Below are 18310 nucleotides of genomic sequence, written 5' to 3'. Positions count from 1 at the left end.
AATTATCTCCTTTTTAATTCGTTTTTTACTTTATTTTTCATTTCTTCAATAACTGCTTCTTTGCCAGTCCATATTTTAAAGCTTTCAGCACCTTGATATACAAACATATCCAACCCATTGTATATTGCTAAACCTCTTTTTTCACAAGCTTGTAAAAAAGGTGTTTTATTTGGGATATAAATAATATCACATACTAAAGTATTTTTATTTATATTTTCTATTGGAATAATGAGTTCACTGCTACTTTCATTCATCCCAACAGGTGTTGTATTTATAATAATATCAAATGTATTTAGTATATCCTTAACGTCTGTTAAGCTCATAGCTTCTACATCTAGTTTCCAGTTATCAAACCTAGTTATACTACGATTAGCAACAGTAATTTTATTATTGGTAAATTTCATCATTTCTGACACAATGCCTTTACTAGCACCACCAGCACCGAGCACTAAAATATTATCTTTATCTATTGAGCCATGCTTGTCTATTAAGCCTTTAACAAAGCCAATACCATCAGTATTATAACCTATCCACTTATCATCTTTCACTAAAACTGTATTTACTGCTCCTATATGCTCTGCACTTGGAGATATTTCATCTAAATACGGAATAATTGATTCTTTATGTGGAATCGTAATATTAAAGCCATTTAATTCATTTTCTTTAATAATTTCTTTAATGTACTGAAAGTCTTGAGGTGATACGTCCAAAGCGCTATATTGATCATTTCTACCTAAAGCATTAAAATTAGCTACATGCATAATAGGTGAAAGAGAATGGCTTATAGGATGACCAATAACTCCAAATTTCATTTAAATCACCTCTTATAAAATTGATGTTCTCAATGTAACTTCCACTTCTTCAGGTGCAATTACATGTACTTCAGCACCAGCATCAACAGTCACAAATCCTAAACCAGAAATCATAATATCTTGTCTTTCAAATTCAGTTGTAACTTCAGTTTTCTTTAAACGGTCAAAATCAAAGTTTGTAGGATCATATGGTGGCTTTAGAATTTCACCAATTTGACGATTCCATAAATCATCAGCATTTGCTAACTTTGTTCTATGAATATTTAAATCATTAGAAACGAAACATGTTAAAGAACGTCTGCCACCACTTACATAATCCACTCTAACTAATCCACCTAAGAATAAACTTTGTTCTTCATTTAATTGATAAACTTTTGGTTTTATTTCTTTTTTAGGCATTACAACTTTTAACTCTTTGTCCGTTACATAATGTGTCATTTGATGACTTTGAATAATACCTGGTGTATCAAACATATAAGAGTCATCATCTAGAGGGATATCTATCATATCTAAAGTTGTTCCAGGGAAATGACTTGTTGTAATGACTTCTTTCTCACCAACACTTTTCTCAATTAATTTATTAATTAATGTTGATTTCCCGACATTGGTTGTACCTACAACGTAAACATCTTTACCGTCACGAACTTTTTCAATTATATCTAGTAAGTCATCAATTCCTTGATTTTTATATGCAGATATTAAAACTACTTCATCAGGATTTAAGCCGTAATCTTTTGCTCTACTTCTAAGCCATATTTCTACTCTTCTTTTATTAATTGCTTTAGGTAAAATATCCATTTTATTTGCTACTAGGACAACTTTTTTCTTACCTACTATATCTTTTAAACGATGTATCATTGATCCTTCTAAATCAAATACATCAACTACATTAACAATCAAACCATCTTCGTTATGGAGTGATTTCAGCATATTTAAAAAGTCTTCACTTGTTAAATCAACATCTTGAACTTCATTATAGTTTTTAAGTCTAAAACATCTTTTACAAATGACATCTTCTTTACTCAAACTAGATTGTGGAACATAACCTGCTTCTTTCGGATTATCAGATTGAAGTGTTGCACCACAACCAATACATTTAGCTATTTCTGTCAAATTTATTCCTCCCAATTAATTAAACCTTTTCTCTTGAAATAGTTTAGGAATCTTCTCTCAATTAAGCGATTGAATTTTGTAACTAAACCATCTGTTTTTTTCACTGGTACTACCATTATTGTATAAAGTCCATTTCTATTACCGCCAAAGACGTCAGTTAACATTTGATCACCTATCACAACGACTTCAGATTTATTAACGTCCATTAAATTCGAAGCTTGTCTAAATGCTTTACCTCTTGGTTTGCGTGCTTTGAAAATATAATCAATATTTAACGTCGATGAAAATGATGCGACACGTTCTTGATTATTATTTGATACAATCGTTACGGTAATATTTTGTTCTTTCATCTCTTCAAACCATGTTCGTACTTCATCAGTTGGATCTTTAACATCCCAACCAACTAAAGTATTATCTAAATCTGTAATGATTGCTTTTATATTTTTTGATTTTAAATGTTCAGGCTTAATATCAAAAATAGACTGAACATATTCATTTGGCAAAAAGTATTTAGTAAAAATTCCCATTATTACACCTCAATATTATTCTTATTTTAACATAAATTAAAAGGACATTCCTTTTAGTTGAATACAAAATAAAAGTGTTGCAAATCGAATTAGATTCGCAACACTAAATATTATTCAGTAATTTCACGGTCAGATTCTTTTTCAACATCTGTATTCGCAAAAATCACAAAACCAACAAGTGCTGTAGCAATGACAGCGATAGCCATTAATATTAACATGATACTGCCTCCTTATGCCACTCTATTTAATAATAATTTTACAATTTTACTGGAATTCACGCAAGCTACTTTTAAGAATTCTTCAAAAGTAACATCTGATTCTTTATCTGCTAAGTCTGAAACTGCTCTTGTAACAATGATAGGTACGTTAAATTGGTGACACGTTTGTGCTATAGCGCCAGCTTCCATTTCAACGACGCTTGATGTAGGAAAGTTAGATTTGATTTCTTTACGCTGTTCAAACGATCCAATAAAACTATCACCAGTTGCAACTTCTCCAACAATACCATTTAAGTTCAGATTCTCTATAGATGACTTCGCAAGAGATATCAATTCTTCTTTTGTTTCATAATATTCTGGCATACTTGGAACTTGTCCAAATTTATAACCAAATGCAGTCGCATTAACATCATGATAATAAACTTTATTACTGATGATTATATCTCCAATATTTAATTGATTGTCTACTGATCCAGCTGACCCCGTATTAATAACAAGTTCTGGATTGAATTCATCAATTAATAATGTAGCTGTAATAGCAGCATTGACTTTACCAATTCCACTTTGTGCAAGTATAATTTCTTTGCCCTCTAATTGGCCTCTATAAAAAATAACATGTGCTTTTTGGATTGTTTCTATATTTTCAATAGATGACTTTAAAATTTCAACTTCTTCTTCCATTGCTCCAATTATACCAATCATGCTTATCACTCCATCATTTTCATTCTTATTTATATTAACATAATTAGCATACTTTGAAACATGTTTTTAGTTATTCCATAAATCTTGTAATCCTTGTAATGATAATATGCCAGCAATTAATGTAGTTAAGACGGCAATGATACCAATTATAATCATCCAAGCTGGATGTTTATAATCACCAACAATACTTTTCTTTCTAGATGCTATAAGAATTGTTCCTAATGTGATTGGTAATATTAGTCCATTTAATGCTCCCGCAATGATTAGTAATTTTACTGGTTTACCTATTGTTAAGAAGACAATAGATGAAACGACAATAAATATAATTATAACTAAATTTCTATGATTTTTAATAGATGGATGTAATGATTGGATAAAAGTTGTACTTGTATATGCACAACCAATTACTGACGACAGTGCTGCTGCAAACAAAACAACTCCAAACACTTGTTTACCGACTGGACCAAGTACATGTTCAAATACTGACGCAGGCGGATTATCTGGATTTAAAGTAAAACCAGTTATTACTACACCAAGAACAGCTAAGAATAAAAATACGCGCATAACACCTGTTGTTAAGATTCCTGATATTGCTGCTCTATTAACAAATGGTATGTAATGTTTTCCAGTGATACCTGCTTCAAGTAATCTGTGTGCACCTGCAAATGTGATATAACCACCAACTGTTCCACCCACAAGTGTAATAATTGGTACAATCAGCTTATTTATATCGTCTGGTGCAACCATTTTTTGTGCTGCTTCAACTACTGGTGGTTTTGTTAAAACCATTACATATGCAACTATTGCGATCATCAGTACACCTAAAATTTGTGTAATAATATCTACAACTTTTTGTGCGTTTCTAACTATAAATATTAGAATTGCTAATACACCGGTAATTCCGGCACCTATTCTAACGTCTATCCCAAATATAGCATTTAAACCGAGTCCTGCACCAGCTACATTACCAATATTAAAAGCTAAGCCTCCTATAGCAATTAAAATAGCAATAACTGTTCCTAACCCTTTAAACACGTCATTCGCTATATCTTGCCCACCTTTACCAGCAACCGTGATCACGCGCCATATATTAATTTGAGCACCAATGTCAATTAATATGGATGCGAGAATAGCGAAGGCGAAACTCGCCATAAATTGTTCAGTGAATACTGCAGTCTGCGTTAAAAATGCTGGACCGATAGAAGAAGTAGCCATTAAGAAAACAGCACCCCATAAAATTCTTCTATGTTTATTTGTGTATTCAAACGGTTTGTTTAAATCCTCATACCCTTTATTCTGTTTCATAAATTGACCTCCTAGTTCATTGCACTAATTTGTATACTTTCAGATTTAAATTGATTCACAATTTCTTTAACAAAGTCTAGTGCATGTTGGCCATCGCCATGTACACAAATAGTGTCCGCTTCAATCGATATTTCATTGCCATTTATCGTTTTAACTTTAGATTCTTTAACCATTTTAATCACTTGTGCAACAGCCTTTTCAGTATCTTTAATGAGTGCACCTTCTTTTTTACGAGAAACAAGTTGCCCATTATCTTCATAAGCTCTATCAGCAAAAACTTCGCTTTTATAAGTTAATTTGTGCCTTTTACAAGATTCGATTAATTCACTATTTGACAAACCTACAAACAATAGCTGATCATCGAAGTCTTTTACTGCTTTAACAATTGCATCAGCTATCTCAGGATTTTTCGCACCCATTTGGTAAAGTGCACCATGAGGTTTAACATGATAAATCTTAGTATTATGAATTTTACAAAATCCTGACAACGCACCTAGTTGGTAGATCACTAAGTCGTATACTTCATTTGGTGTAACATCCATATTTCTACGACCAAATCCATTTAAATCTTGAAATCCTGGATGGGCACCAATGTGTATATTATGTTCAACAGCCTTTTTAACCGTTTCATTCATAACATGTTGGTCACCTGCATGAAATCCACAAGCTATATTTGCAGAAGTAATCAACGGTAAAATAAGTTCATCATTACCTAGTTTATAATTACCAAAACTTTCTCCTAAATCGCAATTCAAATCAACTTGTACCATGTAGCATTCTCCTTAAACAATTTTATGTTCATGTAAAAATTTAATCGTAATGTCATTTTTTATATATGGTTCATAGCTTAATACGCTATATAGAAAATCTAACGTAGTTGGAAAACCATCTATTACAGTTTCTTCTAAAGTACCTTTCATCTTCTCAATTGCTTCCAGTCTATCTGTTCCTTTAACCAATATTTTAGCAACTAAAGAATCATAATACGGTGGTATTAAATAATTATCATAAAGCATACTATCCACTCTCGTATTAAATCCATTTGGTAAATGTAATGCTTTTACTTTTCCAGCTGCAGGTCTAAATTCTTTTTCAGGATTCTCAGCATTTATTCTACACTCGATCACATGACCATCAAATCGAATATCTTCTTGACCAATTGTTAAGCGCTCGCCATTTGCCATTAATATTTGCTGTTTTATTAAATCTACACCGGTTAATAATTCCGTTACAGTATGTTCTACTTGGATACGCGTATTCATCTCTAAAAAGTAATATCCATCAGCCGTAAGTAAAAATTCAATTGTTCCTGCACTTTCATAATTACAGGCTTTAGCAGCTTTAACTGCATCATCATGGAGTGAAGTGCGTGTATGTTCATCAAGTGCTGCGCAAGGTGCTTCTTCAATTAGTTTTTGGTTTTTTCTTTGAATAGAACAATCTCTTTCACCTAAATGAATGACTTCACCATGACTACTCCCTAACACTTGTACTTCAACATGTCTTGCCTTATCAATAAATGTCTCAATATATACACGTTTGTCGCTAAAATATTTCTCGCCTTCTGATTGTGCCTCTTTAAAGCATTTTTCTAATTCAGATTCGTCATTAACAATTCTTATACCTTTACCTCCGCCACCACTAGCAGCTTTTATTACAAATGGATAATCAACTTCTAAAGCAACATTACGTGCTTCTTCAATCGTTTTAACTTCACCAATCGAACCAGGTATAATAGGAACATCAGCATGATACATTGTTTCTCGTGCTTTGATTTTATCTCCCATTAAATCCATTGTATTATAGCTTGGGCCAACGAAAATAATATTCTCTTCTTCTACTCTTTTTCTAAAAGTAGTCGATTCAGATAAGAAACCATATCCTGGATGAATAGCGTCAGCTTTGCTCATTTTACAAGCTTCTAATATTCGATCAATGTCTAAATAACTTTCGGCAGATTGATTTGGTCCAATACAAATAGCTTCGTCAGCAAGTTGAACATGCAAACTATTTTTATCGACTTCAGAATATATTGCAATTGTTGTAATGTTCATCATTCTACATGTTCTTATGATTCTAACAGCAATTTCTCCTCTGTTTGCTATTAATAAACGTTTAATCATTTCAATCCCCCTTTACTTTAATGTGATGATGATTTGTCCATATTCTACTGGATCTCCATGACTAATATGAATATCTTCAACAACTCCGTCATATTCACAAATAACTTCATTCAATACTTTCATAGATTCTATGTACCCTATTGTTTGACCTTTTTTAACTTCATCTCCAACTTTAACGAGTGGATTGCTTAATTGTTCTTCATCTTGTAAATAAAATGTTCCTAAGATTTCTGCATCAATAGTTGCATGATTATGTTGTTGTTTATTTTCCGAGATATTGTTATCCTCTTCACTTACTACAGTTTCAGGACTCGTTCCTTCAGATATCTTATTTTTTAAATCTAATTCTAATTCAATAGATTTGTCTTTATAATTCATATAAGAAACGTCATTTCTTTTCATTAATTTGATTACTTCTTCTATTTTTTTGATATTCACGCTTTATTCCCCTTTTATAAGTTTTGCAATTTTTTTAGATTTTGGTCTAATATTACTTAAATCTTTATATTTGTTTAATTTAATAGATTTTATGTCTTGATTCATTTGATGAATATAATCTTTGTAATCTTTTGTAGCTTCTTCTACAGAAACCCACTTAAATTCAATATGGTCATGTGCTTTTAATTGAGCAAGTTTTTCTCGACCTGCAAAACTAACTGTAGCAATTTTGGTATATCCCCCTATAGTTTGGCGATCATTTAAAAGTATAATAGGTTGCCCATTATTAGGTACTTGAACACTCCCTGGTGCGATTGGTTCAGATATAATATCAGCATTTTCTAAATGAACTAAATTTTTGTTACCATTTAATCTATACCCCATTCTGTCTGACATTTCAGAAATACTATATGTTTGATTTACTAGTAACTGATGAGATGCCGTATCAAATTGATCAAATTGAAGTCCTTTAACGATCGGAATTGTATGAGGTTCTTCTATACTTTTAATGTTAAAAGTATTGCCTATAATGTCATGATTTAGCGCTTTTTCATTGAAACAAAATACATCATTTCGTTTTAAAGTTCTACCTTTATATCCGCCTATTCCACTTCTCGTATGTGTGGAAGCGCTTTCTAAAATGTGTTTGATTTTTAATGATTTATGAAATGCCAAATAACCTCTTGCACCTGATTTAATTGTTTGTATTTTAAGAATTTGTCCCTTCTCAACATATACAGCAGTATTCACCGGAATTTGTTGTTCATCTAAAAATATCTCTGCATCTTGAGCTACAAAAGCAATTATATTTGAAGCATTAAATTGTAATACAGGTCCATTCATCGTGATTTCTAGAACTGCTCCATCATCATTATCAACTAATGCATTAGCTATATTATATAAATATTGACTCATAACTCCTGCTACAGAGAAGCCATCTTTTTCATATTTTGTTCTTCCAATATCTTGTACAGTTGTAAATAGACCTGGCTTTATACATTTCATTTCATTTCACCTACCAACTGACTATAATCAAATCGTCCTCTTTTAATTTCTAAATCAATTTTGTTAAATTCTTCTTCATCTATAGATTTAAATGAAATATAATCGCCTGCTTCATATAAAATCATAGGATTTCTCTCTAAATTAAATACATCAATTGGTGTACGACCAATAATTTGCCATCCGCCAGGAGACTCTTTTGGATATAAGCCAGTTTGATTATGAGCTATACCGACAGAACCTGATTTGATTTTACTTCTAGGCGTCTCTTTTCTTGGTGTATATATTTTTTTATTTAATCCACCTAAAAATGGAAATCCTGGTAAAAAACCTATTGCATATATTAAATATTTTTCTTCTGTATGTAATTTTATAACTTCTGCTTCAGTTATGTTTGCGTGTTCTGCTACAACATTTATGTCTGGACCATGTTGTTCCCCATAAACAACCGGTAAAGTAATTAATTTTTTAGATTTAACATTATTTTGTAAATTAAAATTAACGTTTTGCAGATTCAACTCTTTAATTAAAGTATCAAAAGAATATTGTTGTGCATCAAAGGCTACCATTAATGACCTATATGAAGATGTCACACTCAATATTGCTGGATGATTAACACCCTCGATATATAACGATATAGTTGAAATTTTTTCTCTTATCACAGAATCAATTTCATTCTTTTCATAAATCATAAAGTGCGTTTCGTTAATTTGCTGAATATCCAATATACCACCCCTTTAAACATTCTTTGTATAATATTCAGATTATTATAACTTTTTCACTTTATCATAATATCATGATTTCCGCATTAAAAAAAAGAGGCATAGACAAATTAATTGTCTATGCCTCTAGCTATTATAAGTTCTAGTCTATTTTTACAATTTTAACTTTCATTTCATTGCCATTTGGTAATGGGACGTTAACTTCGTCATTAATTTTTTTACCAATTAAAGCTTTAGCTATTGGAGATTCATTTGAAATTTTGCCTTCAAATGGGTCAGCTTCTGCAGAACCTACAATTTTATAACTTTCTTCATCATTACCTGGAATCTCAGTAAATGTTACAGTTCTACCAATTTGAATATCATTTTTTGAACCATTATCTTCAATAATTTGTGCATGACGAATCATGTTTTCGATTTTTTGAATTTCTTGTTCAATAAAACCTTGTTCATCTTTTGCAGCATCATACTCAGAGTTCTCAGATAAATCTCCGAAGCTACGCGCTACTTTTATTTTTTCAACGACTTCTGGTCGTTTAACTGTTTTTAATTCTTCTAACTCTTTTTCTAATTTGATATAGCCTTCCTGTGTCATAGGAAATTCTTTTTGTGTTTCCATTCTTCAATCTTCCTTTACTTTGTAATTATTTAAATATTTTTAACTAAGGATTGAATCTTTGTTGTCATGATATCAATAGCTACCTTATTACTACCACCTTCAGGGATGATGATATCCGCGTATTTCTTTGTTGGTTCTATAAACTGGATATGCATCGGTCTTACAACTGATAGGTATTGATCAATTACTGATTCCATAGTACGTCCTCTATCTTTAATATCTCTTGTTAGTCGGCGTAATATTCTCAAATCAGCATCAGTATCAACATAAATCTTAACATCCATTAAATCTCTTAAACCTTCGTTTTCTAAAGCAAATATACCTTCAAGTATTATAACATCTTTAGGTTCGAATCTAATCGTTTTATCACTTCGTGTATGATTTGAATAATCATACGTTGGCACTTCTATTGCATGTCCTTCTTTAAGGTTCTTTAAGTCATGCGTTAATCTTGCATTGTCGAAAGCAAATGGATGATCATAATTTGTCTTTAATCTATCGTCAAATGACATATGTGATTGATCTTTATAATAGTAATCTTGCGCAATTAATGCAACACTATATCCATCTAAGTTTTTCATAATTTCGGATGTTACAGAAGTTTTTCCTGAACCAGAACCCCCTGCAATACCTATAATTGTAGTCTTTCCCATCAAACGATTCCCTTTCTCATCATGTTATTTGGATAAATCGGGCTATCCACTTTTATTTGTACAATTTGTAGTGGATGTCTTGCCGCATCTAATTCTTCTCCATTTTCATCATAAATTTTATTTATGACTTGTGTGAAATTATCTATTTCAGGACCAAAAAACTCTATTTCTTGACCAGGTTTAAAATAATTTCTTTGTTGGATGGTAGCTATTTGTGATTCTGCGTCATAGTCTAACACTAATCCACAAAAATCAAAAGGTGTTTTTTTATTTGCTTCTTTTCCAAACATTTGTTCTTCAAATTGTGGAACACCTTCAAAGAATGCAGGAGCAGTATCTCTGTTCGCACATTTATCCAATTCAATTAACCATCTAGGATCAATTTTAAAGTTTTCAGGGTCTTCAGCGTAACGATCGATCACTTTTCGATATACTGATACGACTGTCGCAATGTAATGAATAGATTTCATACGACCTTCAATCTTTAATGAATCAATACCAATGTCCATCATTGTAGGGATAGATTCAATTAATTTCAAGTCTTTTGGACTCATTGCAAATGGTGTAATGTCTTTACCATCGAAATATGGCTCTAATTCGCCATCATTTTCTACTGAAATTAGATCATAATCCCATCTACAACTTTGGCAACATCCACCTCTGTTAGAGTCTCTTGCAGTCATATGATTACTTAATGTACATCTTCCAGAATAAGCAATACACATAGCTCCGTGAATAAAGGTTTCTATTTCTATATCAACTTTTTCTTTCATTTCTCGCATTTCTTCTGCACTTGTTTCACGCGCAAGTACTACTCTTTCAAGACCTTCTTCTTTCCAATACTGTACAGCACGGTAATTAGATAAAGATTGTTGTGTGCTCAAATGAATCTCTAGATTAGGGGCCACTCTTTTACATGTTTCTATAATAAGTGGATCAGCTACAATGATTCCATGTGCTCCAGTTTCATTTAAATTTTTTAAGTAGTCTTCTAGCCCTGGAATATTTTCATCATGAGCAAAGATATTAGTTGTGACGTATATCTTCGCTCCATATTTAGCAGCAAATTCTACACCTTCTTTAATTTCATCCATAGTGAAATTATCGGCGTTAGACCTTAATCCATATTCTTGACCACCTAAAAAGACTGCGTCTGCTCCGTAATGGACAGCAATTTTCAGTTTTTCTAAATTGCCTGCTGGTGCTAGTAATTCTGGTTTTTTTACTTTGGTCTTAAGACTAGCTCCAATAGGTTCTAAAACCTTCATTTTTATCATTCCTTTAATTTAACTTAATAAACAGTTTGTTTAAACATGAATCCTTGATCCATAGGACGATGATCTTTTTGAACTTCTTCAATTGGTTCGAGTAACATAAATTTTTCATCTTCATACAATTCAGGGTCTTCATTAAATAAATCAATGGCTTGTCTGTATTGTTCAGTCACAATATTAATATATTCTTCAGATTGAAGAACACCATCAATTTTAAAAGAGTCGATTTGAGCAGTTAACAAATCTTCTAAATCTTCTATTAAACAAATATCATTAGGACTCATAATATGTGTGCCATTACCATCTTCATAAATTGGATATTTATTACTTCTCTCTTCATCATATAAAAGCATATCTTTATTTTCATTTCTATTTTCAATTTTCATTACTTGATCTTGATACATAAAATAATTTCCAAGTAATTTTCTTTTTGATTGGAACATGCAAGTCATACCGTGGACTTGAACTTCAATTTCAACATTGCTTTTTTCTTTAATTTCTAATACTTCATCAATACTTAATTCACGAGCCAGAACAGCACGTGAAGAGCCTCTATCTCCCCAATAATTACATTGGAAGTGGTTCGTTACAATAGTTTCAGCACTCCAGTTTAATGGGATAGGATTTTCACGATGTTTCATTGACATAACAACGGCAGGATCGCCAAATATAATTCTATCTGCTTTCAATTCATGTAATAAGTCAATATAAGCTTCTAAATCTTTTATGTGCTCATTATGAAAAATACCATTTACAGCAACGTATGCTTTTTTGCCATGTGCATGAATCAATTTTATAGCTTCTCGAAGTTCAGGTTCTTTAAACTCACCAGCAAGTCTTAAGCCGAATTTTTCTTCACCTATGACAAATGCATCAGCACCTAACTCTATTAGTTTCTCGATATGTTGGACCGATTTAGGTGTCACTAATAATTCTGTCATTTCGTATTCTCCTTTTTAGAAATAGCCATACCATCACCTATGTTTATCAATGTAGTATTAAAGTCAGAACGATTCATTAACCATTGATTATATTGTTGAACTTTCTTAACCATTTGTTTAACATTTCTATTTCTAACAATATCTATATCACTAACAAATCCATGATATAAAATATTATCAGTGATGATAATGCCATCATCATTAAGAAAAGGTTCATATATTTCAAAGAATTTCTTTGACTGCGCTTTTGCAGCATCAATAAATATTAAATCAAACTTTTGATTATTCTGTAATAATTCGTATCCCACTGAAGCATCAGCAAATACAACTTGAACTTGTTCTTCAAAATCATATTGTTTAATATTTGTTAATGCTTGTTCATACATTTCTTCACTTCTCTCAATAGTCCAAACTTTAATATTAGGATGACATGAAGCAAAATGCATTGCGCTATAACCAATTGCTGTTCCTATTTCAAGAATATGACGTACATCTTTAATTCTAATCATTTGTTTAACAAATTCTGTTGATATTTTGTCCATTATTGGAACGTTATGCTCTGTAGCATATGCTCTTAGTTCATCTATATTTGATGAATCTTGAAAAAGCAATTGTTCGATATATTCTATATCTTTTTCCATGTTACAACTTCCTTACACTTGAATATAATAAAAAACCCAACTAGTGCTTTGACTAGTTAGTAATTTCAATCATACCATTAATATGTTTTCATAAACATTAGATATTTTACCATATTTCCAGATAAATAGTAAGTATAATTACAAAACAAGAACGCTTATAAATCTTACAATAGCGTTCTTGTTTTACATTTTACTATTTTTCTCTATTCTTTTCTTGTTCTTTTAATGTTTCCGCAAATAATATTTTGCCACTTTTCGTGATTGTATAATAATAATATTCTGTATCAGGTGGGTTAATTGTAGAACTTGCAGTTTCATCTGACACGTTACTAATTGGTCCAACTGGAAAACCTTTGTATTCATAGGTATTATATTTAGAATTATTTTTGTAATCTGCATCAGTTAAAGTTTCATTTGGTTCTTTTTTTGTTGCATAACGTACCGTTTCGTCTGAATTTAATGCAATTTGTGGATTATTTTCTATTCTATTCAAGAGTAAAGAAACATATCTAGATTTATCTGTAATTTTTTTCATTTCTAACTCAACTATTGATGACAATGTCAAATACTCATGGAAAGTAATTTTCTTTTCTTCATAATTTGCACGATATTTAAAACCGCCGTTGTCATTGTAAACTTTATATGTGCTATTATAAGTCTCTTTGAGCATAGCTTTCGTTAATTCATCAATTGATACATCATTATTTGAAAATTGATACGTAGATGGCGCTAAATAGCCTTCTAATGGATAACGGATATCTTTATTTAGTACTTCATCAGTAAGCATTTTAGGATATTTTTTCTGTAATTCTTTAATATAATCTTGATCACGCATTTTCTTCAGAAAGTTTTCACGAGTAATTGAAGTATTCTCCTCTATTATACCTGCAATAAGTTCAATATTAGAACCTTCCCTAATTTCAAATTGAACCGCCGTTTTTTGAAATACCTTTCCAGATTCTAAACTTTTAGCTATTTCTTTAGGTGACATAGAAGGTGAAAATTTATATTCTCCAGCTTGAAAACTCGAAATATTATTTAATTTTAAATAATATTTGAAAATAGTAGCATTTCTTATGATTTTCTTGTCAGATAGTTGATGGCTTAACGATTCAATGTTTGTATTTGGGTTCACATTAACGATTATTTGTTCATTGCTATCTGCATTTACTGGTCTCACATTTACTCCTACAACTATTAACCCAACAATAGTTATTAATAAAAATAATAAAAAGAGGATACTGATTATAGTTAAACTAATATACTTCGATAATAATCTAGCATCTTTATATATACTATTTTTTCCCATATGTAACTCCTTATGTAAATTAAATACCCCTAATGATTATATCACATTAGGGGTAAAGTGTACTATTACATATTAATTTTTAAGCTTCATCCATTTCAGTATTAACGATTTCTTCAATCATGTCCCACTCTTCGTCAGTTTCAACAGGTAATAATTTACCACCTTCACCGTCGTCATTAGCTTCATTAATCATAGGGATTAATTCGATTTCTTCTTCATCATCAGTGCCTTCTTCAGCTAAAATGATATATTCTTTCTTGAATTCAGGATGATAAAACTCTAAAACTTTACGATATAGAACTTCATTTTCATTTTCGTCGATTAAAGTTAATAATTCTTCCTCATTGTTGATTTCTAAATGTTCTTCATGGTTATGTTCAGTCATTATTCATTCTCCTCATCTTTATTTAATAGAATCTAAATATCCTTGTAAAATAAATACAGCGGCCATTTTATCTATAACTTTTTTTCTTTTTTTACGGGAAACATCTGCTTCTAATAATGTGCGTTCTGCTCCGACTGTGCTCAGTCTTTCATCCCACATCACCATTTTTAATTCTGGTCTTTCTTGTTCAAGTAAGTCCTTAAAATGAATTGATGCCTCACCACGGGGGCCAATAGAGTTATTCATATTTTTAGGCAATCCAATAATGACAGTATCAACATCATATTGATCTATTATTTTAATTAATTCATCAATTCCAAACTCTTCTTTTTCTTCGTTAATACGGAGCGTATCAATTCCTTGAGCTGTCCAACCCATCGCATCACTAACAGCTACACCAATTGTTTTACTTCCTACGTCTAAACCTATTATCCTATTTTTAAGCATTGAGTTCATTTTCTTGCTTTAAATAATTCGATACTAATTCTTCCATAATATCATCTCTATCTAAGCGTCTAATTTGATTTCTTGCTTCGTTATGTCTAGGAATATAAGCTGGGTCGCCAGACAGTAAGTATCCAACTATTTGGTTAACTGGATTATATCCTCGTTCTTCTAAAGTGCGATAAACATTTTGTAGTACTGTTTTGACATCTTCATTCGGAAAATCATCATAGTTAAACTTCATTGTTTTATCAAAATTATTCATCTATTTTTACACTCCCTAACTCCATTAACTTAGTATTGATTATATCATATTCTATTAACACTTAAAATTATAGAGTTTTAATGTAGTTTTTAACAAACTGTAAAGCTTCTGTTACTTTTGATGGATCTGTTCCGCCCCCCTGAGCCATGTCAGGACGACCGCCACCTTTACCATTAGTTATTTGAGCAGCTTCTCTAATAATATCTCCAGCTTTAACTTTATCTGTTAAGTCTTTCGGTACTGAAGATACTAATGAAACTTTTTCACCATTAACACTTGCTAATAATAATATAGTATCTTGCATTCTTGATTTATAATCATCCATTATTGATCTTAACACTTTAGCATTTTCCGCTTCTACTTGTACAGATAATACTTTAATACCGTTAATTTCTTCTACACTATCTTCAATATTACCTGATTTTAATTCAGTAATTGTTTTGTTTTTTTGTTGAAGCTCTTTATCTAAGTCTTTATTTTGTTGTTGTATTTGATCAATTTTTTCAATTGTTCTCGCTTGATCTTTAACTTTAACATGTTTCATTACATCTTTTAAAATTTCTTCTGTAGCTTTTAATGTTTCATAAGCTTTTTTACCAGTAACTGCTTCAATTCTTCTTACACCTGCACCAGTACCTGATTCTGAAAGAATTTTAAATAAACCAATTTCGCTAGTATTTCTAACATGTATACCACCACAAAGTTCGATTGAATAAGATGACATTTCAACAACTCTAACTACATCTCCATACTTTTCACCAAATAGAGCCATTGCACCTTTATCTTTAGCTTGCTCAATTGGCATTTCTTGAATTGAAACGGGAATATTTTCCCATATTTTTTCATTAACAATTTGTTCGATGGTTTCAAGCTCTTCTGCTGTTACTTGTCCAAAATGTGAGAAGTCAAAACGAAGTCTTTCACTTTCAACTAATGAACCAGCTTGATTTACATGTGAACCTAGCACTTCTTTTAATGCTGCATGCAATAAATGCGTTGCTGAATGGTTTTTAACGATTGATTTACGAGCTACCTTATTAACAACCGCTTCAACTGTTTTACCAATTTGCACTTGTCCAAATGTAATACGTCCAGCATGTAAGTTTTGACCATTTGGAGCTTTAATAACTTCTGTTACTTCAATTTCAAACTCGTCATGTCTAATAACACCTTTATCTGCTACTTGTCCACCAGAAACAGCATAGAATGGTGTTTCTTTTAAAATGAACTGGATATCTTCTCCACTTTCAGCATGATCGACTAATTGTCCGTTTAAAATAATATCAGTAATTTCTGATTGAATTTCTGATTGTTCATATCCAACAAACTTGCTTGGCGTCGTAATTTTACCTAAAACTTCATTTTGAACTTGCATGGATTGAGTTTTTTGACGTGCTGCTCTTGCTCTTTCACGTTGTTGACGCATTTCATCTTCAAATCCATCATTATCAATTGTGATACCTTCCTGAGCTGTAATTTCTTCAGTAAGTTCAATTGGGAAACCATAAGTGTCGTATAGTTTAAATGCATCTGAACCTGAAAGTATATTATCTTTTTGTTTTGCTGAATTCATCATTGTATTTAGAATTGCTAATCCATCTTCTAGTGTTTCGTGGAAACGATCTTCTTCAGATTTAACAACTTTTTTAATGAAATCACTTTGTGCTTTTACATTTGGATAATAAGGTTCCATAATTTCTGCAACTATATCTACTAATTTATATAAAAATGGCTCATTAACATTAAGTGTTTGACTAAAACGTACTGCTCTTCTTAGTAATCTTCTTAATACATATCCTCTACCTTCATTTGCAGGTAAAGCACCATCTCCGATAGCAAAGCTTATTGTTCTAATGTGATCGGCTATAACTTTAAACGCAATATCTTGTTCTTTAGATTGTAAATATTTCACTCCACTAACTGCTTCAACTTGTTCAATAATTGGAATAAATAAATCTGTATCATAATTTGTTGGTACATCTTGTGCAATTGAAGTCATACGTTCTAGACCCATACCAGTATCAATATTTTGATTTGGTAATGGTGTATACGTATGGTCAGCATTATGATTGAATTCACTAAATACTAAGTTCCATACTTCAAGATAACGTTCGTTCTCTCCACCTGGATACATTTCTTCAGCTGGATCTTCCTTGCCGTATGTTTCGCCTCGGTCATAGAAAATTTCTGTATTTGGTCCAGATGGTCCTTCACCTATATCCCAGAAGTTACCTTCTATTCTTATAATTCTGCTTTCCTCTAAACCAATCACTTCATGCCATAAATCATATGCTTCAGTATCTTCTGGATGAATGGTTACATATAATTTTCCAGGATCCATAGCCATCCATTTATCACTTGTTAAGAATTCCCATGCATATTCGATAGCTTCTTTTTTGAAGTAATCGCCAATTGAAAAATTACCTAACATTTCAAAGAAAGTATGGTGTCTTGCTGTAAAACCAACATTCTCAATATCATTTGTTCTGATTGCTTTTTGTGCATTAACTATTTTTGGATTTTTGGGTACTTCTCTACCATCAAAATATTTTTTTAATGTAGCAACACCTGAGTTAATCCATAATAAAGTATCATCATCAATTGGCACTAAAGGTGCTGAAGGTTCTACCATATGTCCTTTTTCAACGAAAAAGTCTATATACATTTGTCTAATTTCACTTGCTTTTAAATTTTTCATTATATTCACTCCTCAAATAAAATAAAAAACGCCCATCCCTCGTAAAAGGGACGAACGTATCGCGGTACCACCCTAGTTATGACAAAATGTCATCACTTTAAGTTTATTCAATTTCTATA

Annotated in this window: 20 protein-coding genes; all 20 read right to left on the bottom strand. The window is 31.4% G+C overall.

Features of this window, described 5'->3' with window-relative positions; genetic code table 11:
• Positions 1 to 2: 2 nt before the first annotated feature.
• Entirely contained in the window at positions 3 to 812 is an 810-nt protein-coding gene (gene aroE, locus LQ609_RS04545; protein WP_218702722.1) for a shikimate dehydrogenase, read from the bottom strand.
• Positions 813 to 824: 12 nt separating this feature from the next.
• The gene (gene yqeH / locus LQ609_RS04540) at positions 825 to 1925 is read right to left on the bottom strand and encodes a ribosome biogenesis GTPase YqeH (protein WP_078356493.1); all 1101 of its coding nucleotides are present in this window, start codon (positions 1923 to 1925) and stop codon (positions 825 to 827) included.
• Positions 1926 to 1927: 2 nt separating this feature from the next.
• Positions 1928 to 2452 (bottom strand): YqeG family HAD IIIA-type phosphatase, encoded by a 525-nt coding sequence (locus LQ609_RS04535; RefSeq protein WP_078356492.1) that lies wholly within the window; start codon positions 2450 to 2452, stop codon positions 1928 to 1930.
• A 230-nt stretch (positions 2453 to 2682) separates the two neighbouring features.
• The gene (mtnN, locus tag LQ609_RS04530) at positions 2683 to 3372 is read right to left on the bottom strand and encodes a 5'-methylthioadenosine/S-adenosylhomocysteine nucleosidase (protein WP_078356491.1); all 690 of its coding nucleotides are present in this window, start codon (positions 3370 to 3372) and stop codon (positions 2683 to 2685) included.
• Positions 3373 to 3438: 66 nt separating this feature from the next.
• Complete coding sequence (locus LQ609_RS04525) at positions 3439 to 4677, bottom strand: NRAMP family divalent metal transporter (protein WP_078356490.1); 1239 nt, start codon at positions 4675 to 4677, stop codon at positions 3439 to 3441.
• Positions 4678 to 4688: 11 nt separating this feature from the next.
• Positions 4689 to 5447 carry a 5-oxoprolinase subunit PxpA gene (pxpA, locus tag LQ609_RS04520; RefSeq protein ID WP_239734375.1) on the bottom strand — a complete coding sequence of 253 codons (759 nt, stop codon included), beginning with the start codon at positions 5445 to 5447 and terminating at the stop codon, positions 4689 to 4691.
• A 12-nt stretch (positions 5448 to 5459) separates the two neighbouring features.
• Complete coding sequence (locus LQ609_RS04515; RefSeq protein ID WP_239734411.1) at positions 5460 to 6797, bottom strand: acetyl-CoA carboxylase biotin carboxylase subunit; 1338 nt, start codon at positions 6795 to 6797, stop codon at positions 5460 to 5462.
• A gap of 15 nt (positions 6798 to 6812) precedes the next feature.
• A complete protein-coding gene (locus LQ609_RS04510) occupies positions 6813 to 7238 on the bottom strand; it encodes an acetyl-CoA carboxylase biotin carboxyl carrier protein (RefSeq protein ID WP_107509077.1) in 426 nt (141 codons plus the stop codon).
• 3 nt (positions 7239 to 7241) lie between these two features.
• The gene (locus LQ609_RS04505; protein WP_239734374.1) at positions 7242 to 8243 is read right to left on the bottom strand and encodes a 5-oxoprolinase subunit C family protein; all 1002 of its coding nucleotides are present in this window, start codon (positions 8241 to 8243) and stop codon (positions 7242 to 7244) included.
• Entirely contained in the window at positions 8240 to 8965 is a 726-nt protein-coding gene (gene pxpB, locus LQ609_RS04500) for a 5-oxoprolinase subunit PxpB (RefSeq protein WP_239734373.1), read from the bottom strand. Before pxpB ends, LQ609_RS04505 begins: the two co-directional genes overlap by 4 nt.
• Before the next feature lie 139 nt (positions 8966 to 9104).
• Positions 9105 to 9581, bottom strand: a complete 477-nt coding sequence (gene greA, locus LQ609_RS04495) for a transcription elongation factor GreA (protein WP_078356484.1) — start codon at positions 9579 to 9581, stop codon at positions 9105 to 9107.
• Between the two features lie 29 nt (positions 9582 to 9610).
• On the bottom strand, positions 9611 to 10234 hold the full coding sequence (gene udk / locus LQ609_RS04490; protein ID WP_078356483.1) for a uridine kinase: 624 nt from the start codon (positions 10232 to 10234) through the stop codon (positions 9611 to 9613).
• The gene (locus tag LQ609_RS04485) at positions 10234 to 11502 is read right to left on the bottom strand and encodes a peptidase U32 family protein (RefSeq protein ID WP_239734410.1); all 1269 of its coding nucleotides are present in this window, start codon (positions 11500 to 11502) and stop codon (positions 10234 to 10236) included. Before LQ609_RS04485 ends, udk begins: the two co-directional genes overlap by 1 nt.
• 23 nt (positions 11503 to 11525) lie before the next feature.
• The gene (locus tag LQ609_RS04480) at positions 11526 to 12449 is read right to left on the bottom strand and encodes a peptidase U32 family protein (protein WP_208143769.1); all 924 of its coding nucleotides are present in this window, start codon (positions 12447 to 12449) and stop codon (positions 11526 to 11528) included.
• Complete coding sequence (locus LQ609_RS04475) at positions 12446 to 13090, bottom strand: O-methyltransferase (RefSeq protein ID WP_078356480.1); 645 nt, start codon at positions 13088 to 13090, stop codon at positions 12446 to 12448. Before LQ609_RS04475 ends, LQ609_RS04480 begins: the two co-directional genes overlap by 4 nt.
• Positions 13091 to 13283: 193 nt before the next feature.
• A complete protein-coding gene (mltG, locus tag LQ609_RS04470; RefSeq protein ID WP_239734372.1) occupies positions 13284 to 14399 on the bottom strand; it encodes an endolytic transglycosylase MltG in 1116 nt (371 codons plus the stop codon).
• Positions 14400 to 14478: 79 nt separating this feature from the next.
• Positions 14479 to 14784: a DUF1292 domain-containing protein gene (locus LQ609_RS04465; RefSeq protein WP_107509071.1), complete on the bottom strand. Its 306-nt coding sequence runs from the start codon at positions 14782 to 14784 to the stop codon at positions 14479 to 14481.
• A gap of 18 nt (positions 14785 to 14802) precedes the next feature.
• A complete protein-coding gene (gene ruvX / locus LQ609_RS04460; protein WP_078356477.1) occupies positions 14803 to 15231 on the bottom strand; it encodes a Holliday junction resolvase RuvX in 429 nt (142 codons plus the stop codon).
• A complete protein-coding gene (locus tag LQ609_RS04455; protein ID WP_078356476.1) occupies positions 15224 to 15493 on the bottom strand; it encodes an IreB family regulatory phosphoprotein in 270 nt (89 codons plus the stop codon). Before LQ609_RS04455 ends, ruvX begins: the two co-directional genes overlap by 8 nt.
• Before the next feature lie 67 nt (positions 15494 to 15560).
• Positions 15561 to 18191 (bottom strand): alanine--tRNA ligase, encoded by a 2631-nt coding sequence (alaS, locus tag LQ609_RS04450; protein ID WP_078356475.1) that lies wholly within the window; start codon positions 18189 to 18191, stop codon positions 15561 to 15563.
• Positions 18192 to 18310: the final 119 nt, after the last annotated feature.

The sequence above is a fragment of the Mammaliicoccus sp. G-M28 genome (genome assembly GCF_022386595.1).
In the GTDB taxonomy this organism is placed as follows: Bacteria; Bacillota; Bacilli; order Staphylococcales; family Staphylococcaceae; genus Mammaliicoccus; species Mammaliicoccus fleurettii.
The sequence above is the reverse complement of the archived record's forward strand: the minus strand, read 5'-3'. Positions and strand labels throughout refer to the sequence as shown.